At 69.8% G+C, this 22,681-nt stretch carries 23 protein-coding genes and 1 tRNA gene; 13 read left to right on the top strand and 11 right to left on the bottom strand.

Annotated elements, in window-relative coordinates; genetic code table 11:
* The first annotated feature begins 6 nt into the window (after positions 1–6).
* Positions 7–615 carry an RdgB/HAM1 family non-canonical purine NTP pyrophosphatase gene (gene rdgB, locus ACF07V_RS12505; protein WP_392153593.1) on the top strand — a complete coding sequence of 203 codons (609 nt, stop codon included), beginning with the start codon at positions 7–9 and terminating at the stop codon, positions 613–615.
* 55 nt (positions 616–670) lie between these two features.
* Here the strand turns inward: rdgB and ACF07V_RS12510 are convergent.
* The 4 genes from ACF07V_RS12510 to ACF07V_RS12525 form a co-directional block, all read right to left on the bottom strand.
* A tRNA-Leu gene (locus ACF07V_RS12510) sits at positions 671–754 on the bottom strand.
* Positions 720–1,418, bottom strand: coding sequence for an HNH endonuclease signature motif containing protein (locus ACF07V_RS12515; RefSeq protein WP_392153595.1), 699 nt, complete (start codon positions 1,416–1,418; stop codon positions 720–722). Before ACF07V_RS12515 ends, ACF07V_RS12510 begins: the two co-directional genes overlap by 35 nt.
* Positions 1,415–2,065, bottom strand: a complete 651-nt coding sequence (locus tag ACF07V_RS12520; protein ID WP_392153596.1) for an HNH endonuclease signature motif containing protein — start codon at positions 2,063–2,065, stop codon at positions 1,415–1,417. Before ACF07V_RS12520 ends, ACF07V_RS12515 begins: the two co-directional genes overlap by 4 nt.
* Positions 2,066–2,173: 108 nt before the next feature.
* Entirely contained in the window at positions 2,174–2,932 is a 759-nt protein-coding gene (locus tag ACF07V_RS12525) for a DeoR/GlpR family DNA-binding transcription regulator (RefSeq protein WP_392153597.1), read from the bottom strand.
* 49 nt (positions 2,933–2,981) lie between these two features.
* Between ACF07V_RS12525 and ACF07V_RS12530 the strand changes: the two genes are divergently transcribed.
* Entirely contained in the window at positions 2,982–3,368 is a 387-nt protein-coding gene (locus tag ACF07V_RS12530; RefSeq protein ID WP_392153598.1) for a DUF4406 domain-containing protein, read from the top strand.
* Positions 3,365–4,036 carry an NUDIX domain-containing protein gene (locus tag ACF07V_RS12535; protein ID WP_392153599.1) on the top strand — a complete coding sequence of 224 codons (672 nt, stop codon included), beginning with the start codon at positions 3,365–3,367 and terminating at the stop codon, positions 4,034–4,036. The genes ACF07V_RS12530 and ACF07V_RS12535 overlap by 4 nt, the downstream gene beginning before the upstream one ends.
* Positions 4,037–4,102: 66 nt before the next feature.
* Here the strand turns inward: ACF07V_RS12535 and bcp are convergent, their stop codons facing one another.
* Positions 4,103–4,570 (bottom strand): thioredoxin-dependent thiol peroxidase, encoded by a 468-nt coding sequence (gene bcp, locus ACF07V_RS12540; RefSeq protein ID WP_392153601.1) that lies wholly within the window; start codon positions 4,568–4,570, stop codon positions 4,103–4,105.
* 135 nt (positions 4,571–4,705) lie between these two features.
* Between bcp and ACF07V_RS12545 the strand changes: the two genes are divergently transcribed.
* The 3 genes from ACF07V_RS12545 to ACF07V_RS12555 all read left to right on the top strand — a co-directional run bounded on the left by ACF07V_RS12545 (position 4,706) and on the right by ACF07V_RS12555 (position 5,933).
* Positions 4,706–5,026 (top strand): DUF3618 domain-containing protein, encoded by a 321-nt coding sequence (locus tag ACF07V_RS12545; RefSeq protein WP_352017377.1) that lies wholly within the window; start codon positions 4,706–4,708, stop codon positions 5,024–5,026.
* 37 nt (positions 5,027–5,063) lie between these two features.
* Positions 5,064–5,402: a GroES family chaperonin gene (locus tag ACF07V_RS12550; protein ID WP_392153602.1), complete on the top strand. Its 339-nt coding sequence runs from the start codon at positions 5,064–5,066 to the stop codon at positions 5,400–5,402.
* A gap of 210 nt (positions 5,403–5,612) precedes the next feature.
* Positions 5,613–5,933 (top strand): multidrug efflux SMR transporter, encoded by a 321-nt coding sequence (locus ACF07V_RS12555; protein ID WP_369144463.1) that lies wholly within the window; start codon positions 5,613–5,615, stop codon positions 5,931–5,933.
* Here the strand turns inward: ACF07V_RS12555 and ACF07V_RS12560 are convergent.
* Positions 5,927–8,104: a transglycosylase domain-containing protein gene (locus tag ACF07V_RS12560; protein ID WP_392153603.1), complete on the bottom strand. Its 2,178-nt coding sequence runs from the start codon at positions 8,102–8,104 to the stop codon at positions 5,927–5,929. The genes ACF07V_RS12555 and ACF07V_RS12560 overlap by 7 nt on opposite strands.
* Positions 8,105–8,253: 149 nt before the next feature.
* On the opposite strand from ACF07V_RS12560, the gene ACF07V_RS12565 reads away from it, so the two are divergent.
* The 4 genes from ACF07V_RS12565 to ACF07V_RS12580 all read left to right on the top strand — a co-directional run bounded on the left by ACF07V_RS12565 (position 8,254) and on the right by ACF07V_RS12580 (position 12,177).
* Positions 8,254–9,054 (top strand): ABC transporter permease, encoded by an 801-nt coding sequence (locus ACF07V_RS12565; RefSeq protein WP_392154184.1) that lies wholly within the window; start codon positions 8,254–8,256, stop codon positions 9,052–9,054.
* A 79-nt stretch (positions 9,055–9,133) separates the two neighbouring features.
* Complete coding sequence (locus ACF07V_RS12570; RefSeq protein WP_392154186.1) at positions 9,134–9,910, top strand: ABC transporter permease; 777 nt, start codon at positions 9,134–9,136, stop codon at positions 9,908–9,910.
* A gap of 5 nt (positions 9,911–9,915) precedes the next feature.
* Entirely contained in the window at positions 9,916–10,896 is a 981-nt protein-coding gene (locus ACF07V_RS12575) for an ATP-binding cassette domain-containing protein (RefSeq protein ID WP_392153605.1), read from the top strand.
* A 12-nt stretch (positions 10,897–10,908) separates the two neighbouring features.
* Positions 10,909–12,177 carry a DUF445 domain-containing protein gene (locus ACF07V_RS12580; RefSeq protein WP_392153607.1) on the top strand — a complete coding sequence of 423 codons (1,269 nt, stop codon included), beginning with the start codon at positions 10,909–10,911 and terminating at the stop codon, positions 12,175–12,177.
* A gap of 274 nt (positions 12,178–12,451) precedes the next feature.
* Here ACF07V_RS12580 and ACF07V_RS12585 read toward each other — a convergent pair whose 3' ends face one another.
* Positions 12,452–12,754: a hypothetical protein gene (locus ACF07V_RS12585; RefSeq protein ID WP_392153609.1), complete on the bottom strand. Its 303-nt coding sequence runs from the start codon at positions 12,752–12,754 to the stop codon at positions 12,452–12,454.
* A gap of 92 nt (positions 12,755–12,846) precedes the next feature.
* Positions 12,847–13,011, bottom strand: a complete 165-nt coding sequence (locus ACF07V_RS12590) for a hypothetical protein (protein WP_392153610.1) — start codon at positions 13,009–13,011, stop codon at positions 12,847–12,849.
* Positions 13,012–13,396: 385 nt separating this feature from the next.
* Here ACF07V_RS12590 and ACF07V_RS12595 point away from each other — a divergent pair, with 385 nt between their 5' ends.
* From ACF07V_RS12595 to ACF07V_RS12605, 3 genes are read left to right on the top strand one after another with little or no spacing between them, the layout of a single operon-like run.
* Complete coding sequence (locus tag ACF07V_RS12595) at positions 13,397–15,475, top strand: helix-turn-helix transcriptional regulator (protein WP_392153612.1); 2,079 nt, start codon at positions 13,397–13,399, stop codon at positions 15,473–15,475.
* On the top strand, positions 15,472–16,437 hold the full coding sequence (locus tag ACF07V_RS12600) for a hypothetical protein (RefSeq protein WP_392153613.1): 966 nt from the start codon (positions 15,472–15,474) through the stop codon (positions 16,435–16,437). Before ACF07V_RS12595 ends, ACF07V_RS12600 begins: the two co-directional genes overlap by 4 nt.
* Positions 16,434–17,324: a DUF6339 family protein gene (locus tag ACF07V_RS12605; protein WP_392153614.1), complete on the top strand. Its 891-nt coding sequence runs from the start codon at positions 16,434–16,436 to the stop codon at positions 17,322–17,324. Before ACF07V_RS12600 ends, ACF07V_RS12605 begins: the two co-directional genes overlap by 4 nt.
* Here ACF07V_RS12605 and ACF07V_RS12610 read toward each other — a convergent pair.
* The 3 genes from ACF07V_RS12610 to ACF07V_RS12620 form a co-directional block, all read right to left on the bottom strand.
* A complete protein-coding gene (locus ACF07V_RS12610; protein WP_392153616.1) occupies positions 17,321–18,574 on the bottom strand; it encodes a DNA cytosine methyltransferase in 1,254 nt (417 codons plus the stop codon). The genes ACF07V_RS12605 and ACF07V_RS12610 overlap by 4 nt on opposite strands.
* 82 nt (positions 18,575–18,656) lie before the next feature.
* Positions 18,657–19,673: a DNA cytosine methyltransferase gene (locus tag ACF07V_RS12615; RefSeq protein WP_392154187.1), complete on the bottom strand. Its 1,017-nt coding sequence runs from the start codon at positions 19,671–19,673 to the stop codon at positions 18,657–18,659.
* A gap of 62 nt (positions 19,674–19,735) precedes the next feature.
* Positions 19,736–22,678 (bottom strand): Z1 domain-containing protein, encoded by a 2,943-nt coding sequence (locus ACF07V_RS12620; RefSeq protein ID WP_392153617.1) that lies wholly within the window; start codon positions 22,676–22,678, stop codon positions 19,736–19,738.
* Positions 22,679–22,681: the final 3 nt, after the last annotated feature.

Raw genomic sequence — 22,681 nt, forward strand, 5'->3', positions numbered from 1 at the left:
GGGGGCATGACCCGACAGCGCCTGATCCTCGCCACCCGCAACGCGGGCAAGATCACCGAACTCCACGCGATCCTCGCCGACGCGGGCCTCGACCTCGAACTCGTCGGCGCGGACGCGTACCCGGAGATCCCCGACGTCAAGGAAACGGGCGTGACCTTCGCGGAGAACGCCCTCCTGAAGGCCCACGCCCTCGCCCGGGCCACCGGCCTCCCGGCCGTCGCCGACGACTCGGGCCTCTGCGTCGACGTCCTGAACGGCGCCCCCGGCATCTTCTCCGCCCGCTGGGCCGGCGCCCACGGCGACGACAAGGCCAACCTGAACCTGCTGCTGGCCCAGCTCTCGGACATCGACGAGGCCCACCGGGGCGCCCACTTCGCCTGCGCGGCGGCCCTGGCGCTGCCGGACGGCACGGAGCGGGTGGTCGAAGGCCGCATGGAGGGCGTACTGCGCCACGCCCCGACGGGCACGAACGGCTTCGGCTACGACCCGATCCTCCAGCCGGAGGGCCACGAGGTCACCTGCGCGGAACTGACCCCGGCACAGAAGAACGCGATCAGCCACCGGGGCAAGGCGTTCCGTGCCCTGGTGCCGGTGGTGCAGGAGCTGCTGGGCTGAGAGCTCGCATGCAAACGGCCTGCGCATCGATCCTTCGATACGCAGGCCGTTCCTGTGCGGCGGAAGGGATTCGAACCCTCAAGCCCGATCAAGGGCCACAGATCCTAAGTCTGCTGTGTCGCCATTGCACCACCGCCGCTCAGCTGCCTGACATCGTACCGGGCGCCGCCCCGGCACCACGTCGTAGTGGTCGCATGGCAGTTGGGGCACAACAGTCGCAGATTCTCACGCCGATCGTCACTCCAGTCCCCGTTGACGTGATCGATCTCCAAGGTCATCGGTTTGCCGAGCCATTCGGGGCCGATCCCGCACCTCGCACACTGCTCTGGTGTGCCGACCTCCTGGAGTGCGCGGCGCAGCGTCTTCGTGGTTGTCCGGCGCCCGTTGCCGTGTCGTACTAGAACGTCCTCTGGACGCTTTGCGGTGGGACCCCGCTTGCCCCGCTGGTGCCCCTGGCCGAGGAAGTGGGCGGTCGACAATCCTTCCTCGGCGACCCACCGTCGCAGATTCGCACGCTGCGCTCCGTTGTCCGCCCGGCCTAGACGACGCAGGGCCTCCCTGACGGAGTGCGCCCCGGCGACCGCATTCCGTAGGTCGTGCGCGCCCGGCCGGTTGCCCCTGCCGAAGGGCGGGAAGTGTGAGACGTCGATGCCGAAGTGGGTGAACCGTCCCATTAGGTACCGGCGCAGTTGGCCGTACGGCTTCGCGCCAAGAAAGGCCACCACCGCGTCGATGTCTTTGCAGGTGGCCGCCGCCTCGGCCAGCCGCTCGCGCGTGTATCGCGTGCCGCTGCCTGTCGTCACCTGGCACGCCCCTTCCCGCGCCCACGGTAAGTGTCCGTGGTGGAGTGGCAGTTCGGGCAGAGTAGTCGAAGGTTCTCGGGCTGGTTGTTGCGCCAGTCGCCGTCGATGTGGTCGACCTCCAGCGGCAATGCGAGGCCGAGCCAGGTCGTCCCGACATCACACAGTGCGCATCTCTCTTTGACGCCGGTCTCCAGCAGTGCGCTCTTCAGTCGACTGCTCTGGACACGCCGGGGGCGAGGCGAGGTGTCCCGGACGAGCACCTCCTGCGGGGTCCTGCGGCGCTGGTTGTGCCTCATGCGCTCGGTCCACGTCGACGAGGTGAAGTGTGAGGTGTCGATTCCGTATGCCTTGATTCGGCGGCCGATGTGCGTGTGCTGGCCTCCGACGAGCTCGACCCCGAGTCGACGGAGAACATCTCCCAGGCTGGTGGAAGCGTCCACCGCCTCCGCCAGCACCTCCCGCGTCCACCGCACCCCCTCCCGCTCGAAGTGCGACGTGTCCACCCCCAGCTTTCGCATGCGGTCGAGCAGGTAGCGGCGAGACCCGCTCTTCGGGTCCACCCCCAGCCGCTCCAGCGCCTCCGTCAGCGTCCGCGCCCCTCGCGCCGCCGACTCCAGACGTTCCTTCGTGTACGCACTCGTCCCCATCGAGCTCCCTCCCCAGTACGGATCTCGTACGGACTAACGAGCCGAATATCGGACGGTCACGTCATATCGCGTACGACTATCGCGTCGGGGCGGCGAGGGGGCGGCTCGTCAGTCGGTCGGCAGGATCTCGATGTCGCGGGCCCTGAGCTCTTCGATCACCGGGTCGTTCTGGGGCGCGTCCGTGATCAGGCCCGTGATCTCCTCCCAGGGCAGGACCCGGAACCGTGACGCGGTGCCGATCTTCTCGGAGGAGGCGAGGACGTACGTGTCCGCCGCCCGCGCCGCCAGGGCGCGTTTCATCGCCGCCTCCTCCGCGTCGCCGGTCGTCAGGCCCGCCTCGGGGTGCACCCCCGTGACGCCGAGCAGGCACAGGTCGGCGGAGACGTTCTGCGCGGCCTCGACCGCGGCCGCGCCGCAGGCGACCGCCGAGTGCTTGAAGATGCGCCCGCCGAGCAGGAAGATCTCCGCCGCCGGGTGGTCGAGCAGGGCCGCCGCGATCGTCGGACTGTGCGTGATCACCGTGCAGTCCAGGTCCTGCGGGAGGGCCTGGGCCACGGCCAGTGCGGTGGTGCCGCCGTCCAGGATCACGGCGCCGCCGGGCCGTACGAGTCCGGCGGCCACCGCGGCGACCTTCCGCTTGCCGTCCGGGGCCACGGTCTGCCGGGCCCGGTAGTCGACGACGGCCGGCGACACGGGCAGCGCTCCGCCGTAGACCCGCTGGCACCGGCCCTCGGCCGCGAGATCGCGCAGGTCGCGCCGCACGCTGTCCTCGGAGATCCCCAACGCGGCGGCGACGTCCTTGGCGACGACCTTGCCCTCGCGGGCGAGCAGATCCAGTAGGTGGTCACGCCGTTCGGCAGCCAGCATCCGCATTCTCTCCTGTTCTTGCACGGTTCTGCATGTATCGTAGCGCGCCATGACCGATGACAAGCCCCTGCTCGTCCTCATCGCCGGGCCCTACCGCTCCGGCACCGGCGGCGACCCGCAGGCCATGGCCGCCAACCTCGCCCGTCTCGAAGAGGCCGCGTGGCCGGTCTTCGCCGCGGGTCACCTTCCCGTGATCGGCGAGTGGATCGCCCTGCCGGTCCTGCACTCGGCCGGCGCCGGCCCCACCGACCCCCTCGCCGACCAGGTGCTCTACCCGGCCGCCCGACGGCTGCTCGCCCACTGCGACGCCGTGCTGCGCCTGCCCGGCGAGTCCGCCGGCGCCGACCAGGACGTCGCCCTCGCCCGTCGTCGCGGCCTGCCCGTCTACGACGACGTCGCCCAGATCCCGTCCCGTGTCCCGAGGGAGGCCGCGTGACCTGCCGCCCCGGCGTCGACGTCCCCGACCACCGCGGTCGCACCGGCCTCGACCGGGCCGGGCGCGGCCTCGACCGCAACCCCGACGTCGTCGTCCGTGACGTCGAGCTGACCTCCGAGGGCTGGCACGTCCTGCGCCGCACCACCTTCGACTACCGCCGCCGCGACGGGCGCCGGGTGACCCAGCAACGCGAGACCTACGACCGCGGCAACGGCGCGGTCGTCCTGCCGTACGACACCGAGCGCGGCCGCGTCCTGCTCACCCGCCAGTTCCGCTATCCGGCCTACGTCAACGACCACCCCGACGGCATGCTCGTCGAGGCCGCCGCGGGGCTGCTCGACGAGGACGACCCGCCGGCCGCCGTCCGCCGCGAGAGCGCCGAGGAGCTCGGCGTCACCCTCGGCCCCCTCACCCACGTCCTCGACGCCTACATGAGCCCCGGCTCCGTCACCGAGCGCCTCCACTTCTTCGCCGCCCCCTACACCCCGGCCGACCGGACGGGGCCCGGTGGCGGGCTTGAGGAGGACGGCGAGGACATCGAGGTCCTCGAACTTCCCTTCGCCGAGGCCCTCGCCATGACCCGGGACGGGCGCATCGTCGACGGCAAGACCGTCCTGCTCCTGCAGTGGGCGGCCCTGGACGGACCCTTCGCCCCCAGGGCCGGCTGATCCGCGTGCCCCGCACACGCCGAAGGCCCACCCCCGTGGGGGTGGGCCTTCGGGGAGGGAAGGGGCTCAGACGCCCAGGTCCCTGATGATCTTGGCGACGTGGCCCGTGGCCTTCACGTTGTAGAAGGCGTGCTCGATCCGGCCCTCCTCGTCGACCACGACGGTCGAGCGGATCACGCCCGTCACGACCTTGCCGTACAGCTTCTTCTCGCCGAAGGCGCCGTACGCCGCGAGCGTCTCCTTGGACGGGTCGCCGACCAGCGTGACCTTCAGGTTCTCCTTCTCGCGGAACTTCGCGAGCTTCTCCGGCTTGTCGGGGGACACGCCGATGACGTCGTAGCCGGCGGCGGCCAGGACGTCGAGGTTGTCGGTGAAGTCGCACGCCTGCTTGGTGCAGCCCGGGGTGAGCGCCGCCGGGTAGAAGTAGACGATGACCTTGCGGCCCTTGTGGTCCGCGAGGGAGACCTCGTTGCCGTCCGCGTCGGGAAGGGTGAAGGCGGGGGCGGTGTCGCCGGGCTGCAGTCGCTCGCTCATGGCTGGCTCTCCTCGGAATGTTCGCGTACGCATTTCAGAGCCTAATGGGGTCTCATGGGGGTCTGGGGCGACCTGATCGCGGCGGAGCTGACAGACTGGCCGTCAACGACTGATTACGACTACGGAGGCAGCGCGGTGTCGGAGGCCAGGACCCCTGCGCAGATCGAGGCGGACATCGTCCGCCGGCGCGAGCAGCTCGCCGTCACTCTCGACGAGATCGGCATTCGGATGCACCCGAAGACGATCATCGGGGACGCCAAGGCGAAGGTCGCCTCGACCGTCGACCAGACGGCCGGACGCGCCTTCGTCGCCGTCAACCGGGTCGTCTCGGACGTGAAGGCCCGCTTCACCCACGAGGACGGCGCGCCCCGCCTGGAGCGGGTCGTTCCGGCGGCCGTCGTGGCGCTCGCCGTCGTCGGGCTGATCGTTTCCTCTTCCCGGAGGAGCAAGGGGTGATCACTTTGCGGCCTGCCCGGACAGGTAGGTTCACTCCGTGAGCGAGAACACGCACGACAAGCTGCCCATCCGGATGCTCCACGACCGGGTCCTGGTCCGCACCGACTCCCCGGAGGGGGAGCGGCGTTCCGGCGGCGGCATCCTGATCCCCGCGACGGCCGCGGTGGGCCGCCGCCTCGCCTGGGCCGAGGTGGTCGCGGTCGGCCAGAACGTCCGTACCGTCGAGATCGGCGACCGGGTGCTGTACGACCCCGAGGACCGTGCCGAGGTCGAGGTGCGGGGTGTCGCGTACGTCCTGATGCGCGAGCGCGACCTGCACGCGGTGGCCGCGGACCGGTTCCTGGGGACGACGGACTCGACCGGGCTCTACCTGTAGCGCTGTAGCGCTGTGGCGAAACGGCGTGCAAGGCCCTGGTGACCGGAGTCACCGGGGCCTTTGCCCGTTCTTTGCTAGCCTGGAGACACCCCGACGAGACGCGCCGTACCGGGTCCACCCGACTGGGTCCCCTCCTACTGGGTCCATCCCTAATGGGTTCATGACAAGACGACGCACCCCTGTTGATCCGTCTCGCGGAGGTGTCTCGTCATGGCCTGGGTTCTGCTGATCGTCGCCGGTCTGCTCGAAGTCGGCTGGTCGATCGGTATGAAGTACACCGACGGCTTCACCCGGCTCTGGCCGAGCGTGTTCACCGGTGCCGGGATCGTCGCCTCCATGATGCTGCTGTCGCAGGCGGCCAAGACGCTGCCGATCGGTACGGCGTACGGCGTGTGGGTCGGCATCGGCGCGGCCGGTGCGGCGGTGCTCGGCATGGTCGTGCTGGGTGAGCCGGCGACCGCCGCCCGGATCTTCTTCGTCTGTCTGCTGCTCGTCGCCGTGGTGGGGCTCAAGGCGACCAGCGGTCACTGAGCGGTGGGCCTGCGGGAGGGGCCGGGGTTGGGGCCGGGGCCGGGGCTCCGCGAGGCCGCTCCCGGTCCCGCCTCGCCGGCCTCGCCCGTCTCGTACCAGCCCTCCGGCCCGTCCGGCACGGGCGGTACCGGCGGCGCCTCCGCCCCCGGCATCAGCCGGAGCTCGAAGTCCCGGGCCGGTGTCCCGGCCAGGGCCTCGCGGGTGAACAGGCCCCAGATCTCGGCCGGCACCCCGCCGCCGTTGACCCGCGGCTGGCCGAGCGCGCCGTACAGCGGTTCCTGCGCGCCCGACTCGGGGTCCTGGCCCATGACCGCGACGACCGTCGCGAGCTCCGGGGTGTAGCCGGCGAACCAGGCGGCCTTGTCGTCCTCCGCCGTGCCCGTCTTGCCCGCCGCCGGGCGTCCCGCGGCCTGCGCGGCCGTGCCCGTCCCGGTCTCGACGACGCTCCGCAGGATCGACGTGGTGGTGTCGGCGGCCTCGCGGCTGACCGCCTGCCGGCGGGCGACGCCCGGGATTTCCACCTCCTGGCCGTTCCTGCTGATCTCCTCGACGAGGGAGTACGTGCCGTTCCGGCCGTGCGCGGCGAGCGTCGCGTAGGCCGAGGCCATGTCGAGGACGCTGGCGGTGGCGGGGCCGAGGGCGATGGAGGGGGAGGCGGTGAGGTCGGGGGTGCTGCCGGGCACGCCGAGGGCGATCGCGGTGTGCCGGACGTGCGCGGGGCCGACGTCGACGGCCATCTGGGCGTAGACGGCGTTCACGGACAGGTCGGTGGCGGCGCCGACGGCGATGTCGCCGTAGCTCGCGTCGTCCTCGTTGGCGGGGTCGTACGGGCTGCCGTTCCAGCCTTCCACCGGGCGCCGGTTGGTGCCGTCGTAGACGGTGTACGGGGTGATGGGCCGGCCCTGCTGGGTCTGGGCGCCGTTCTGGACGGCGGCCGTGAAGACGAAGGGCTTGAAGGTGGAGCCGACCTGGTAGTCGCGGCGGGTGGCGTTGTTGACGTACTGCTGGGTGTAGTCGACGCCGCCGTACATGGCGAGGACCTTGCCGTTCGCCGGGTCGACGGCCGCGGCCCCGACCCGTACGTACCGGTCGGTGGGGGCGTTCGCCGGGTCGAGCCGGGAGACGACCCGCTCCTCGACGGCGTCGACGAGGGCCTCCTGCTTCGCGGGCTCCAGGGTCGTGGTGATGCGGAAGCCGCCGCCGGCCAGGGTCTTCTCGTCGACGATCCCGTGGTCGGTGAGGTACTCCTCGACGGCCTGCACGAGGTAGCCGCGCTGGCCGGAGAGGGCGGTCGCGGCGCGGGCGGTCTGCGGGACGGGGAAGCGGGCGGCGGCGCGGGCCGCGGGGGAGAGCCAGCCCTCGCTGACCATGCCGTCGAGGACGTAGTGCCAGCGGGCGACGGCCTTGGCCCGGTTCTCGGGGTGGGTGGTGACGTCGTAGGCGCTGGGGGCCTTGAGGAGGGAGGCGAGGTACGCGCCTTCGGCGGTGTCGAGCCGCTCGACGTCCTTGCCGTAGTAGGCGCGGGCGGCGGCCTGGACGCCGTACGCGTTCCGGCCGAAGTAGCTGGTGTTCAGGTAGCCCTGGAGGATCTCCTCCTTGCTCTTCTCGCGGCCGAGCTTGATCGCGATGAAGAACTCCTTGGCCTTGCGGCTGAGGGTCTGTTCCTGGCCCAGGTAGTAGTTCTTGACGTACTGCTGGGTGATGGTGGAGCCGGACTGGCGGCCCTTGCCGGTGACGGTGTTCCAGGTGGCGCGGACCATGGCCTTGGGGTCGACGGCGCGCGAGGTGTGGAAGTCGCGCTCCTCGGCGGCGAGGACGGCCCGGCGGACGGTGAGCGGGACCTGGTCGAGGCGGACGTTCTCGCGGTTGACCTCGCCGTCGCGGGCGAGGGGGGTGCCGTCCCGGTAGAGGTAGACGTTGGACTGGGCGACGGCGGCGGCGTTGGCGGGCGGGATCTCCACCAGGAGGTAGCCGGCGACGAAGGCGCCGGCGAGCAGCAGCGTGCCGAGCAGGAGGAGCCCGAGGAGGGTCCGCAGGACGCGGCGGAGGCGTCGGGGGCGTCGGCGTCCCGCGGGGCGGGGAAGGGTGAGGTCCCGCGGCTCCCAGCCGCTCGGGTAGGGGTCGTCGTCGCTCGTACCGCTCGTACCGCTCGTGTCGGAGGAAGGGGACATGGCATCACATACTGCACGGATTGGGGTGAAACTCCCCGGAAATCCCCCAACCGACCCGTAGGTGGCGCGAAAACCCCTCGCGGCGCGCCGGGCGAAACCACTAGCGTCGTGCGCTTCGCCGTCTTCGTACCGGAAGGGGCCCCCTCATGCTGCGGCTGTACGCGACGGTCGCCGCGGGCGGCTTCCGCCGCTTCGCCACCTACCGCGTGGCCACGGCCGCGGGCGTCTTCACGAACAGCGTCTTCGGCCTCGTCCTCTCGTACACCTACATCGCCCTCTGGGACGAACGCCCCCACCTCGGCGGCTACTCCGTGGACGACGCCCTCGCCTACGTATGGATCGGGCAGGGACTGCTCACGGTCTGCGGCCTGATGGGCGGCGGCTTCGAGGACGAGCTCATCGAGCGGATCAGGACCGGTGACATCGCCGTCGACCTCTACCGCCCCGCCGACCTCCAGGCCTGGTGGTTCGCGGTCAACGCCGGCCGCTCCGCCTTCCAGCTGCTCGGCCGGGGGGTCGCCCCGATGGCCCTCGGCGCGCTCGTCTTCGGCTTCACCCTGCCGTCGGGGCCGGGGGCGTGGCTCGCGTTCCTGCTCGCGGTGGCGCTGGGCTCGGTGGTCGGCTTCGCGATCTGGTACCTGGTGGCGATGAGCGCCTTCTGGCTGCTCGACGGCCAGGGAGTGGTGCAGGTGGCCTGGCTGGGCGGCCTGTTCTTCTCGGGGATGCTGCTCCCGCTGAACGTCTTCCCGGGCGCGCTCGGCGAGCTCGCGCGGATGCTGCCGTGGGCGTCGCTGCTGCAGGTGCCGGCCGATGTGTACCTGGGGAAGTACGAGGGCTGGGAGCTGGCGGGGGCGTACGCCTTCCAGGGCTCCTGGGCGCTGGCCCTGCTGGGCGCGGGGAGGGCGGCGCAGGCGGCGGCGACGAGGAAGGTGGTGGTGCAGGGTGGCTAGTACATCCTCGGTGGGGGCGTCCCGGCGCACGTACCGGAGGGCGGGGTCGGCGGTGGGGGCGTCCTGGCGCACGTACCGGATGGTGGCGGGCATGTGGATCCGCTCCACGATGACGTACCGCTCGTCCTTCGCGCTCACCCTCTTCACCAGCTTCTGCGTGACCTTCTTCGACTTCGTCGTGATCCTCCTGATGTTCGGCCAGGTGCGGGGCCTCGGCGGCTTCTCCTTCCCCGAGGTCGCCTTCCTGTACGGGACGGCGGGCACGTCGTTCGGGATCGCGGACCTGACGACGGGCTCGCTCCAGAAGATGGGGAAGCGGGTCAGGGACGGCTCGCTCGACACGTTCCTGATGCGTCCGGCGCCACTGCTCGCCCAGGTCGCGGCGGACAAGTTCGCGCTGCGGCGGTTCGGCCGGGTCGCGCAGGGCCTGATGGTCCTGGTCTGGAGCCTGCTCCTGCTGGACGTGGAGTGGACGCCGCTGAAGGTACTGCTGCTGCCGGTGACGGTGGTGTGCGGGGCGGTGATCTTCGGCGCGGTGATGGTGGTGGGCGCGTCGGCGCAGTTCTGGCTCCAGGACGCGGCCGAGGTCACGAACTCCTTCACGTACGGCGGGAACACCCTCCTCCAGTACCCGCCCACGATCTTCGCGCAGGAGCTGGTGCGGGGTGTCGTGTACGTCGTACCGCTGGCGTTCGTGAGCTGGCTGCCCGCGCTGTACGTCCTCGGCCGGCCGGCCCCGGCGGGGGTGCCGGACTGGGCGGCGTTCCTGTCGCCGCTGGTGGCGGGGGTGAGCTGCGGGGTCGCGGGGCTCGTGTGGGGCGCGGGGATCCGCGCGTACCGGTCAACAGGAAGCTGAGGCCCATGTCCTTCATCGAACTCGACTCCCTGGAGAAGGTCTTCACGGTCCGCCGGAAGACCGGCCTGGTCCGCCGGGAGAAACGGGAGGTCCGGGCGGTCGACGGCATCAGCTTCGCCGTGGAACGCGGGGAGATGGTCGGCTACATCGGCCCGAACGGCGCCGGGAAGTCGACGACGATCAAGATGCTCACCGGCATCCTGACCCCCAGCGGCGGCCGGCTGCGGGTGGCGGGCATCGACCCGGCGCGGGAGCGCACGCGCCTGGCGCAGCGGATAGGGGTGGTGTTCGGCCAGCGCACGACCCTCTGGTGGGACCTGCCGCTGAAGGACTCGTACCGGCTGGTGCACCGCATGTACCGCATCCCCGACGCCCGGTACGAGGAGAACCTGGCCCGCTGCGTGGACCTCCTGGACCTGGGGGAGCTCCTGGACGTCCCGGTCCGCCAGCTCTCCCTCGGCCAGCGCATGCGCGGCGACATCGCGGCGGCCCTTCTCCACGACCCGGAGGTGCTGTACCTGGACGAGCCGACGATCGGCCTGGACGTGGTGTCGAAGGCGAGGGTCCGTGAGTTCCTCCGCGACCTGAACGCGACCCGGGGCACGACGGTCCTCCTCACCACCCACGACCTCACGGACATCGAACAGCTCTGCTCGCGGGTGATGGTCATCGACCACGGACGGCTGATGTACGACGGTCACCTGGCCGGCCTGCACGCGGTGGGCGAGAGCGAGCGGCTGCTGATGGTGGACCTGGAGCGGGAGCTGGCGCCGATCACGGACGTGCCGGGTGCCCGTTTCGTACGGTCGGAGGGCCCGCGCCAGTGGCTGGCGTTCCCTTCCGCCTCCTCGGCGGCCCCCTTGGTGGCGGCGGTGGCGGCCAGGTATCCCCTCCTGGACCTCTCGGTGCGGGAGCCGGACATCGAGGCGGTGATCGCGAAGATGTACGGGGGAACTCGGGACGAGCGCCGGGAGTCCCTGATGTAGGAGGTCGAGTCGATGGTGAGTTTCTCGTACACGGCTGCGGACGAGGAGAAGAGCAGAGGCGTCCGCCGCATGAAGACCCTGGCGACGTCCCTGTTGCTCGGCGTGGCCGTGGTCTACGCCCTGGCGACCTGGGCGCGGAACGCGGGCTGGGGCGCCTGGGCCGGCTACGTCGCGGCGGCGGCGGAGGCGGGCATGGTCGGCGCGCTGGCGGACTGGTTCGCGGTGACGGCGCTCTTCCGGCGCCCGCTGGGCCTCCCGATCCCGCACACGGCGATCATCCCGACGAAGAAGGACCAGCTGGGGGCGTCGCTGGGCACCTTCGTGGGCGAGAACTTCCTCTCGGCGGATGTCGTACGGGGCAGGCTGAAGGCGTTCGGCATCGGCCGCCGCCTGGGGCAGTGGCTGGCGGACCCGGCCCACGCCGACCGGGTCACGGCGGAGGCGTCGACGGCCCTGCGGGGCGCCCTGACCGTCCTCCGGGACGCGGACGTCCAGGCGGTGGTGGGGGAGGCGATCACGCGCCGCGCGGAAGCGGCGGAGATCGCCCCGGGCCTGGGCAAGACCCTGGAGAAGGTGGTGGCCGACGGGGCGCACCACAGGGCCGTGGACCTGATCTGCACCCGGGCGCACGACTGGCTGGTCACGCACGGGGACGCGGTGATGGACGCGGTACAGGGCGGCGCGCCGGGCTGGACCCCCCGCTTCGTCGACCGTCGCATCGGCGAACGCGTCTACAAGGAACTCCTCCGCTTCATCACGGAGATGCGGGACATGCCGGGGCACCCGGCGCGCGGCGCGATCGACCGCTTCCTGACCGACTTCGCGGCGGACCTCCAGGCCGACACGGACACGCGGGCACGGGTGGAGCGCCTGAAGTCCGACCTGCTGGCGCGCCCGGAGGTCCAGGACGTCATCGCCTCGGCCTGGTCCTCGGTCCGGTCCCTGATCATCGCGGCGGCCGAGGACGACCGCAGCCAGCTCCGCCTCCGCGCCCGCGCCTCCCTGATCTCCCTGGGCGCCCGCCTGTCGACGGACGCCCGCCTCCAGTCGAAGGTCGAGGGCTGGGCGGAGGACGCGGCGGCGTACGTGGTCACGACGTACCGGGACGAGATCACGTCCCTGATCACGGACACGGTCGCCGGCTGGGACGCCACCCAGACCTCCCGCAAGATCGAGGCCAACATCGGCCGCGACCTCCAGTTCATCCGCATCAACGGCACGGTGGTGGGCGCACTGGCGGGGCTGCTGATCTACACGGTGAGCCACGCGGTGGGCGGCTGAGGGCGCTCTCCGGGTGGTCGTGGCTCGGCCCTTCCCACGGGCGACGACCCAGGGGGTCACGCCCTCCCGCGGGTGACGGCCGAGGGGGTCACGCCTTCCCGCGGGCGACGGCCCAGGGGGTCACGCCCTCCCGCGGGCGAGGCCCAGGCCACGCCCTCCCGCGGGCGAGGCCCAGGAGGTCACGCCCTGCCGCGGGTGACGGCCCAGGGGTCACGCCTTCCCGCGGGTGACGGCCCAGGGGGTCACGCCCTCCCGCGGGTGACGGCCCAGGAGGTCACGCCCTCCCGCGGGTGACGGCCCAGGAGGCGGCGGCCATGCCCCCGGCGACGGAGAACACGGCGGGCCAGGCCCCGATCTTCTTGGCGAGCGGGTGGGACCCGGCGAAGGCGGCGACGTAAGCGGCGGTCAGCCCGACAGAAGCCTTGGCCCCACCCACCTGCTGCCACTCCCGCGCGGCCACACCACCGGCAGCGGCGAGCACGACACCCCCGAGGGGCCGCTTCTTGGTCCACCGAGCAACGGCATAACCACCGACGAGCCCGACGGCGGCTACGGCGGGGGAGGGGATGCGGGGCATGGCGGGGGTCCTTCCGTTCGGTGGCTGGTGTTCTTGTGGGGCCGAGCGACGGGGCCCGCCACCGAGCGGCGCACGGACCCCGGTCGCTCGGGTCAGTCCTCGTCGGGGACCTCGTGCTCGAGGCGTCCCCAGTCGTAGCGACCGGCTTCCGTCTCGATGGTGGCCACGGTGCCGTGCGGCGTGTGGTTGATGGCGATGGAGGCGGTGCTGTCGGCGGGCAGGGACAAGCTGTACTCCACCCTCTTCTTCGCGGCCATTCGCTCGTCCTCTCTGAGCTTCAGAGCGCACCCTGCACCGTCACACATTGCGTGAAGAATGGCGCAAAAGGTGCATTTCGGAATGATTTGTCGTGCTCAATCGCGTGGCCGCGTGAACGTCAAGTCGCAGCCCCCGTCGTGCTCTTTTTCGTTCGTCCGACTCCCGTGTCGCCGTGCGCGGCGGCTCCGGTGCCGTTCGGGATCGTACACCTGTCCGCAGGCGCACGCTCCGATGATCGTCACCCGAACTCTTCAAGGTCAACTCGACGGCGAGTTTTGCGTAGAAAGTCCTTTTCTCTCTCTCGTCAATGAAGGGTTTTTTCATTTCCTTGATCAAATGAAATGCAGTCCGGTAGGGTCGCGGTCGAGCGAAAGGGGTGGGTGAGTGTCGCAGGATTTCGCGGACTGGCTCAGCGACGTACTCCGTCAACGGGAGATGCCGCAGAAGGAGCTGGCGCAGCTCGTGGGGGTGACTCCGGCTGCCGTGAACGCATGGGCGAGGGGGCGGGCCGTGCCGCGGTACGAGAAGATCCAGGCCGTGGCTTCGGCTCTCGGCGTGGCCGTGGAGGATGCGGTCGGTCGGCGGCCGCCGGAGTCCGACCGTACCGATCTGTCGTGGGTGTTCCAGCGGGCTCCCGAGGACGGGAGCCGAAGCGGCGGCAACGCGGCCGCCTACGCGTTCTCGGCGGACCTGGAGGTCCTGGCCCGGGAGGCGACGCAGAACAGTCTCGACGAGCGCTACGACCAGACGCGTCCGGTAGCGACGCGCCTGGTGCTGCACGAACTGACGGGAGAGCACCTCGAGAGGTTCCTCGACGCCCTGCAATGGGGGGCGATCGAGCGGCACCTGCGGAGCGCCGCAGACCCCAGCCAGAAGGCGGGGCGCGTGCTGACCGACGGCCTCAACGAGTTCGAACGGACCGGCCGGCTCGTGCTGCTCCGCATCGACGACCACAATGCGCGCGGTCTCACGGGTCCGGAGTACGGCGACGGGCGATTCGCCCGCGTGGTGCGGCGCACGCTGGACAGCGGCAAGGAAGGTTCACAGGGCGGGTCGTACGGCCTGGGCAAGGCGGCCCTCTGGTCGGCCAGCCGTTTCGGCCTCGTGCTCGTCAACAGCACGTTGTCGGAGCAGCAGGCCGGGCGCCACGAGCGCCGCATGGCCGGCCGCCTCGAACTGCCCTGGCACGCACTCGACGGTGAGGAGTACGCGGGGCCCGCGTGGTTCGGAGCGCCGGACAAGGAGCGTGGAAACGCGGCACGGTCCTGGTGGTCCGACCGGGCCACTGCCGAGAGTCTCCATCTCGAACGGGGCGACAGTGATCCGGGGACCTCCTTCCTGGTCGTCGGAGCGTACGACGGGTCGGGAGACGCCGAGGACATCGAAGAGATGCACGAGAAGCTCGCTCTCGGCGTCGCGAGGAACTTCTGGGCCTCCATGGTCGGTGGCGAGCGCAGCGGACCGTTGTTGCGCACGACGGTGGCTTCGTGGCGGAACGGCAGAGTGGTCAGGGCCGAGGAGTCGATCGATCCGCATCGCTACGAGCCCGCCAGATCGCGTGCTGTGAAGGCGTTCCTCGACGGCCGGACCTCGTCCGAACTGACGTCCCGCGAGGACGTCCTGCAGACATCGGTGCCGCTCACACTGCCCGCCCGAAAGGAGGCCGGGGGCTCCGGGGCCGCCCCGACGTCCCACGACGCCGTACTCCTCGTCACACCCACGCTCGAGGACGAGGAGAAGCCCGACCACATCTCCTACATGCGTGCCACGCGCATGGTCGTGCGGAGCAAGCGGGTCGGTGACCTTCCACTCGGGCATCGTTCGTTCCAGGCCGTGCTGCTCGCGGGACTTGCGACGGGCAGCCGCACGCCGGACGCGCTCGCGGCCGAGCAGTTGCTGCGCGCGGCGGAGCCGCCGGACCACAACGACTGGTGCGGAACCGAGGACCTCACCGCCACGTATGTACGGGGAGCACGGCAGTGCGTCCTCAACTTCAAGAGGGCCGCGGAACAAGCAGTGCGCGACCTGCTGAGGGGCCAGGAGGAGGAGAGCGACCCCGACGAGGGCCCCCAGGTCCTGCGCGAGCTGCTGACCTTCGAATCGCCCAAGAAGGCCCGGACCCAGAGCTTTCCGGTTGTCCACGCGGTCGAGGGCGAAGTGCTGCCGAGCGGTGCGTGGTGCGTCCGTGTGACGGTGAAACTGCCGGAGAAGGAGAGTGCCTGGGTTCTGGCCCCGGTCGCGCGCTTCGTCGTCCGCTCGGGCGGAGGACTTCCCGTCAAGTGGGCGGGCGCGCTCGTGCCCGAGCGGGACTGCGAGCTGACGCGCAGCGGCAATCTGCAGTTCAGGGAGGGGGCGCGACGCGGCGTGTTCAAGGCGCTCACCGATGTGTCCAGCCACCCCGTCGCCGCCGAGATGTCGTGCATCGAGATAGACGTGCCGAGGGCCAAGGAGAGCGCGGAGTGAAGACGGCATTCCCCTATCGAATCCTTGCCGGGGAGGTGACCCTCGCGGCCGACGAGGTGCGCGTGGACAACATCCCGCTCTCGCTCAACCTGGTGTCGGACAAGGAACGTGTCATCGCCCTGCACGCGATCCGGAGGGACTGGGACGAGATACGCGTCAAGGTGGTGGTCACCGCCGACCCTGAGGAGCTGGGTTCCGGCGTCTGGACGTCTCCGCGCTGCCTGGTGTTCGCAAGGAACAGGGCGACGAACGTTCGGCATTCCTTCCCCCTGCGCTATGAGGGCGAGGGGCGCTGGACCGGTGAAGTGGAGCTCCACCGAGGTGACCACGTCGGACGGACCGAGCTCGGCGCGATCGTCGTCGCGGAAGTGGGAGGGATCGAGGGACGCCTGATCGGCCGGACCGAGGACAACTGGAGCGCCGATTTCGAGGCGAAGCAGCCGAAGCGACAGCGGAGCATCAAGATGCTCTGGAGGGAATTCACGGAAGACCCCTTCCTGAGGGACTTCCGTGACGACCCCTGGGTCCTGGATGCGGAGGCCGGCGAGCCGATCCTGTACCTCAATGCCTCTCTGGAGGGCTTCCGCCCGCTTCTGGACGGCGGTCCTGGAGCCGAGCGCAAGCTCGTACGCGAGGTCATGGCCTCCCAAATCGCGTCCGAGGCCTGGACCGCCCTGTTCAACACGGCGCTCTACGCGGCAGGTACGGACGACGACGAACTCCAGTGGCCGGGCGGGTGGCAGGAGGAGGTCCTCAGGAGGATGCTTCCGGACTTCTTTCCCGGAGTTTCCCCCGACGAGGCACTGGCCGAACTCGTCGATCGACGGAGTCGCGGCGAGAACGGATCGGATCTTCACGCGCGCCTCATGCACTCCTCGTCGATCCATTCCAAGAAGCAGAAGACCGTGGCCGGTACGGTGCGGGCGCTGGCCCGCCTGGCGGACGGAGGACTGGAGATATGAGAGCGACCGACGGAGAGATCGTGGCGACGCGCATCGGCATGCTGCCGGCGGTCGTTGCCGCCCGGGCCATCACCCCGCGGGTTCTCGAAGGGTACGAGACGCCCTCGTTCGCGACCCTGCGGGAGAACGTCGAGTATCCGGAGGACGACTCCCCGCGTTGGGACGCGGAGCCCATCCGTGAGCTGTTGACGGAGGCGCGGCGTCGCTTCGCGGACGGTTCCCCCACGCTCAGCGACGCCTGGCTGGCACCGCGACTGCACTACACGATGAGGCTGACACGTGCCGAGGCGTCGGACACCCGTGTCTGGAACTTCGTCGGAGTCTGTCTCGACCCCGACTTCGTGCGTTGGCGGTGGGGCCGCGGCGGGACCGGTCGAGAGGTGGCGCAGGCGGCTCGATTCGCGGGGCGGTGGGACCTGCAGTGCTTCTCCCGGCTGTGGTGGGCCGCCGAGCTCTTCAGGGACGGGAGCAACTACCGGCCCGCAGAGCTGGCCTGTGCGAACCAGGACATCCTCAACACCACGATGAGGCTGGAAATGACCCAGCACCGGCCGACGGCGCAGGCGCTCCTCAGGCTGTTGCACAGAGGGGCGGTGCGTACGGGGCGGGACGTGAACGCAGCGGCAGCCGCGGCGAACGCCGCCGGCGCCACGCTGGTCTTCGAGGCTCTCGCCCCTGACGAGCCGCAGGACGCCGATGCGTTGAGGGAGTGGATCGAAGCGGCGGGGGAGGACCCGCTCGCGCAGTTCGAGACCCTGCCGAGCGGCCCGAACGACGGAAGCGTGCCGCACGCCGCGGCGGAGGTACTGACGGCCCGGTTCGGTGAGCTCTTCGTGGACGCGCCCGTTCGGGGAAAGACCGACCGCGAGGGGGAGGCGGGCCGCTAGTCGTTCGGGAGGTCGACCGACAGGTGCTCGTGGATCGCCTGGGCCAGAGCGCGGCCCAGGCCGATCGGCACCGCGTTGCCGATCTGCCGGGCGATCTCGACCTTGGTGCCGAACCACTGGAAGTCCTGGGGGAACCCTTGGATGAGGGCGGCTTCGTAGTGCGTGATGGGGCGGTTCTCCTCGGGGTGGAGGTAACGTCCCTTCTCCGGCTTGTAGAACTCGGTGCGGATGGTGACGGACGGGCGTTCCGCGCGCATCCGCCCCATCACGTCTCCGGACCCGCTGTTGTGCTTGTCCCAGCTCTCGGTCGACAGGTAGGTCCGCTCGCCCTGGACGTCGTCCCACTTGCCTCGAAGGTCGTGACGGTTGCCCCCGGGGCCGATGGCCGCGTAACGGGCGAGCGAGAGGTCGGTCGGGCGTCGTCCCACGTGCAGCTCGCTCGTCCGGTACGGACCGGGGAGGAGGACGTCGCCGAGCGGGCTGCCGGTTCGCTCCTCCGGCAGTTCGGTCCGCGGCGCCTTCAGGGGGGTGTGCTTGAAAACGGCCTCCCCGACTCCCACCCAGGCCTGCAGGTCTGCGCCGCTCTCACCGAGGGTCGGCTGCTGCGCGTCGGCGTAGCGGGAATGGGTCGGCTCCGGGTGCGTCAGCACGGCATGCAGGTCCTTGCGCGTGGCGATCACGATCGCACGGCGTCGGGCCTGGGGCACGCCGAAGTCGGCTGCGTTCAGCACCTTCGTCGTCAGGGTGTAGTCGGAGAGCTCGCCGCCCTCCGCCGTCGCCTTCTCCAGGTCCACGAACTGCTGCGACTTCAGAAAACGATCGACGTTCTCCAGGACGAAGATCTTGGGCCTGATCGTCGTGACGACGCGCATGTACTCGCGCCACAGAAGATTGCGCGGATCGTTCCGGTCCGGCTCGAGGTTGCCCTTGTTCAGTCCGGAGAAGCCCTGGCACGGAGGGCCACCCATGACGACGTCGACCGCGTCCCGGTAGGGAGTCGGGTCCCACTCGGCGATGTCCACATTGGCGACGTGCGACGACCCGAAATTGGCCGCGTAGGTTGCCGCCGCGGCCCTGTCGAACTCCACCGCCGCGACCGACGTGAAGGGCGACGAACCGGGGCCGTCCGGCTCGTACGCCCGAAAGCCGGCCGAAAAGCCACCGGCTCCCGAGAAGAGGTCCACGACCTTGATCGCCCCTGCGGAGAGCTTCGGGCTCGCGGGTGTTGCGGTCGAGGTGCTGGTGGCCATGGAGCCAGATTCTACTTCGATCACCGTGGTACTTCAGGTCGATGATCAAGATCCCGTCGAAGTGTCACCGCTTGCATCCCTCTCATTGCGGAGAGTCCCCCGAGGCGTGCGCCAGCGCCGCGTGGATCCGCTTGCCCAGGGCCTCGGCCACCGGCGGGGGAGTCGCCTGGCTGATCTGTCGGTACGCGGATGTCTTGAGGCCGTGGAGCTGCCATTCGGAGGTGAATCCTTGGAGCAGGGCGACCTGAGGCACGGTGATCTTGACCAGGCCGTGTTTCGGTTCGGCGGCGAGGTCGATTCGGAAATCCGGACCGGGCACGTCGTTTCCGAGGCTTCCCCCGTAGACGTGCCTGCGCGCCCAGATCGCCTTCGCCCGGCTGGCACCGAGATCGGCGCCTCCCCGTCCGGTGGCGCCGCCCATGATCAGCGGCGCAGGCCCCGTGGCGTGAGCCGCCCACGACGCCGCTTCCGGCCACCCCTTCGAGGCCATGGACTCGTGGAGGGTCTCGCCGAGCGAGCGGCAGGGGACGCCACCGGGCGAGGGCCATGCGAAGTGCGCGAGATCGGAGGGTGCCATCGCGACGACGAAACCGTGGTTGCGTTGCTGGGGGACGCCGAAATCGGTGGCCGAGAGGACACCCCACGTCGACTCGTAACCGAGATCGGAGATCGTCTCCCGGACCATCTCTCGCTCGACCTCGAACTTCGAGGCGTCGTGGAACGTGGGAATGCTCTCGAGGACCAGGACCCGCGGGCGAACGTAGGACGCCATGTCGAGCGTCGCCCGCAGCGTGTCCCGCTTGTCCCGTACGGCCAGCTGCTTGCCCGCGATGCTGTAGGGGGACCTGGGAAGCCCGCAGCTGAGGACGTCCGCCCGATCCAACTGGTCGTGATCCACGGGCTCGATCTCGTTGAGATCACCCTGGATCACGCACCAGTCGGGACGGTTGTTCCGCAGGGTGGTGCAGCTGTCCCCGTCGATGTCCACGGCCGCGGCGATCCGGAACCCGGCCCGTTCCAGCCCGAGTGCCTGACCTCCGGCTCCCGCGCACAGCTCGATCGCCGTGAAGTCGTGTCTCCGCACCGCTCCCACCCCCACCTTCGTCAAGGTCGTCCATCGTAGGAGTGCTTGTCGATCACGACGATGCGATCGGGCCGGCCTCAGCGGGCCCGGTCGTCCTGGAAGTCGCCTCCGGAGTCGATCGTCACGAACCTCACCACCTTGCCGTCGGCGCTGCGGGCCGACGCCGGCGCGACGAAGGTGAAGGCCATGACCAGTCGGCCCGGGGCGATCGTCCCGGTCGCCTCCACCTCCGGACGGTCCTCGGGCTGAACCACCGGATACACCGTGACGACTCCTCGGCGGTCCCCGACGTGCTCCTCGGTCGTGGCGTTCCCGCCGAAGGGGAGGGCCCCGGCGATGCGGAGCGGGGCGGCTCGATGCTTCGGCTCGCTGATGGCGCCGAAGGCGTCGCCGCGCCTGCGCTGCCGTCCGAACCAGGAGAAGCGGCGACTCGAACCGGTCGGGGAGAAGTGCCGGGTACCCGCGGAATGCTGAGGGGCGAGGATCAGCCAGTCGTCCACCTTGGCCGGCGAGGAGGCGGTGATTTCCTCGAGATATGTCAGGTGCGGGCCGAACCGCTCCGGGACGTCCCAGCGGAGCGAACGGATCAGGCGGAGGAACGCGTCGGCATCGAGACGTCCCACCAGCGCGGGGAACGCGAGTTCCCTTCCGGTGCTCTCGTCGCGGTACGCGAAGGTGAGCGGATGCGGGCTCAGCGAGTCGAGCACGGGGAGCCACAGGTCGCTGTTGTGCCCGAGGTCCGAGGGCCTTGAGGGATACGCGGTCGGCTCTTCCCACTTGCCGGGCGAGTGGATCTCGACGAGACGGGTGTTGTACATCTTGTTGGCGCTGGCGGGCTTCAGCCAAGACAGGTGCTGTGACACCAGCGGCGGCACTTGGGCCGGGGTGACCTGGGGCTTCCCGTCGACCATGGTGGAGTACAGGTCCAGTTGGTCGCGGAACGTCTCCTCGTCCCGGCAGATTGCCTCGAAGGCTTCCAGGAGGTCCACGCCCTGCTTCCCCTCGTCGCGTCCGAGATAGAGGCGTACGAGATCGCGATAGCCATTGCGGAATCCGAACCATCGACCCATCTGCATGAGAGTGGAAGCGTTGTTCGCACGCCGGCGGTAATAGGTGACGGTGAGTCCCTCGACGGTGAACCCGCGGGCGAGTTTCTGGCCTCCGATCAGGATCTTCCAGATGGGTCGCTTGTCGAAGTCGGCATCTCCGCCCGTCTTCAGGTCGCTGTCGCCGTTGACGACGATGATGGGCTGGTCGTCACCGCCGATCCGAATGGCGGCCGTGCCCACGTACGGGGAAAGTTCGTCGTACGTGGACGGAACGGAAAAACCCTCTGCGCGTACGCGGGAGACGGGGGCCACATCGCTGTCGAAAAGTGCGCGCAGACGTTCGTGTCCGCGGGGACCCGTGAAACCGGAGTTCCACCACAGCTGGCTCACCTTTCCGTGGAGCTCGCGGTGGTCGGCCGTTCGCACCGATTCGTGAATGAGCATCGTGTGGTGCTGGAAGTGCCGCTCTCCGAGACCGTTCTCCTCCCGGTACAGCTTCATGGCGGCGGTGAGGACGAACATGTCCAGGGCCTGCTGGAGAGCGGCCGTGTCGTCCTCCGAGGTCAGCAGGATGTCCCGTACGTGCGCCTTCTCGTTCGAGTTGGCGAAGGTGCGTTCCGCGGGCGGGATCGGTGAGTCGAGATCGTGGAAGTCTCGCACTCCCATGTAGCCGGACGGGCGCGGCAGGGAGACGATGAAGTCCTTGGGGAAGATGTCCTTGGCGTCGCTCGGATCGATGAACACATTGGCGAACGGGGTCGCCGTGTAACCGACGTACTGGGCGCGCGGAAGGATGCCGAGGAGTTCCGAAATCTTGTCGTTGATCGCGGTGCGCTCGGCGTTGGGCCTGTCGGGGCCTGCAGTGTTCACCGAGGCTTCGTCGGACTCGTCGTCGATGATCAGGACGGGAATCTGGTTCAGCGGAGTCTTGATCTTGTTGAGATCCTTCACCAGCTTCGCGAGGACGGTCTTGTTCTTCTTGACCACCATCAGTCGAGCGGACGAACGATGCAGATTGCGGGGGTCGAAGAGGTCGAGTGCGGGCTCCTGCTTCTCGAACTCCAGTGCCACGATCCCCTGCAGGAGACTCTTGTAGTCGTCGTTCCTCGTCGTCATACGGACGATGTCGAACCCGCCCAGGGCCGAGGGAAGCCCGCCGTGTGCGAGGAACTTTCCCTTCGACCATGCGGGGTCGTCGGCATAGTCGGACTCGTATTCGGCCGCGCCCCGGAGGATGTTCTCGCGTCCCACGAGTTCCATGTCGAGGCGTCGCTGGGTTTGGGCGCGCAGCAGATTCAGCGTGCCCCCCAGGACGATGACCAGGCGGTAGCCCGCATCCATCGCCTTCGCGATGACTCCGGTGAAGTTGGCGGTCTTCCCGGACTGCACGTGCCCGACGACCAGTCCCTTGGCCTGGTAGGCGGTCGGGGACGCGGGATCGGCCAGCCGCTCGACGACCCGGTCGGTGGCGGTGTCCAGCCCCGCGACTGCGGTCTCGGACCACCCCTTCTCGGAGAGGAGACGCCGGTAGGCGGGCCAGTACCAGCTGCGTCCCTGCTGGGACTGCGGGGTGTACCACGGGGTGAACTCGTCGCTGATGACGACGGGGCCCGCTTCCTTGGGCACGGGAATGAGCGAGTTGAGCAGCTTCCGAGTGTCCTCGGACAGGGCGAGAAGATTCAGAACCTCCGCCCTGCGTTCTTCGGTGCGTGCCGGAGCGGTCGCCCACGACGGGTTCTCGGCGTAGTCCCACTGTGTGAGGCGCTTGCGCCACAGCTCCACGAGTTGATGGGTGGCGTGGGCGGTGCTCAGTACGGCCCGGAAGTCCGTCTCCTCGGCCAGGCTCTCCGCGTGCGGTCCCTCGTCCTCGGCCTGGTAGGCGAGGGCACGCAGAAGGTTCTTCGGACGGGTGTCCATGCCGGCCAGTGCGGAGGTGTGCAGGGTGAGCCTGAGCGATTCGTGCGGGGTCATCGG

The organism is Streptomyces sp. NPDC015661 (assembly GCF_043077765.1).
In the GTDB taxonomy this organism is placed as follows: Bacteria; Actinomycetota; Actinomycetes; order Streptomycetales; family Streptomycetaceae; genus Streptomyces.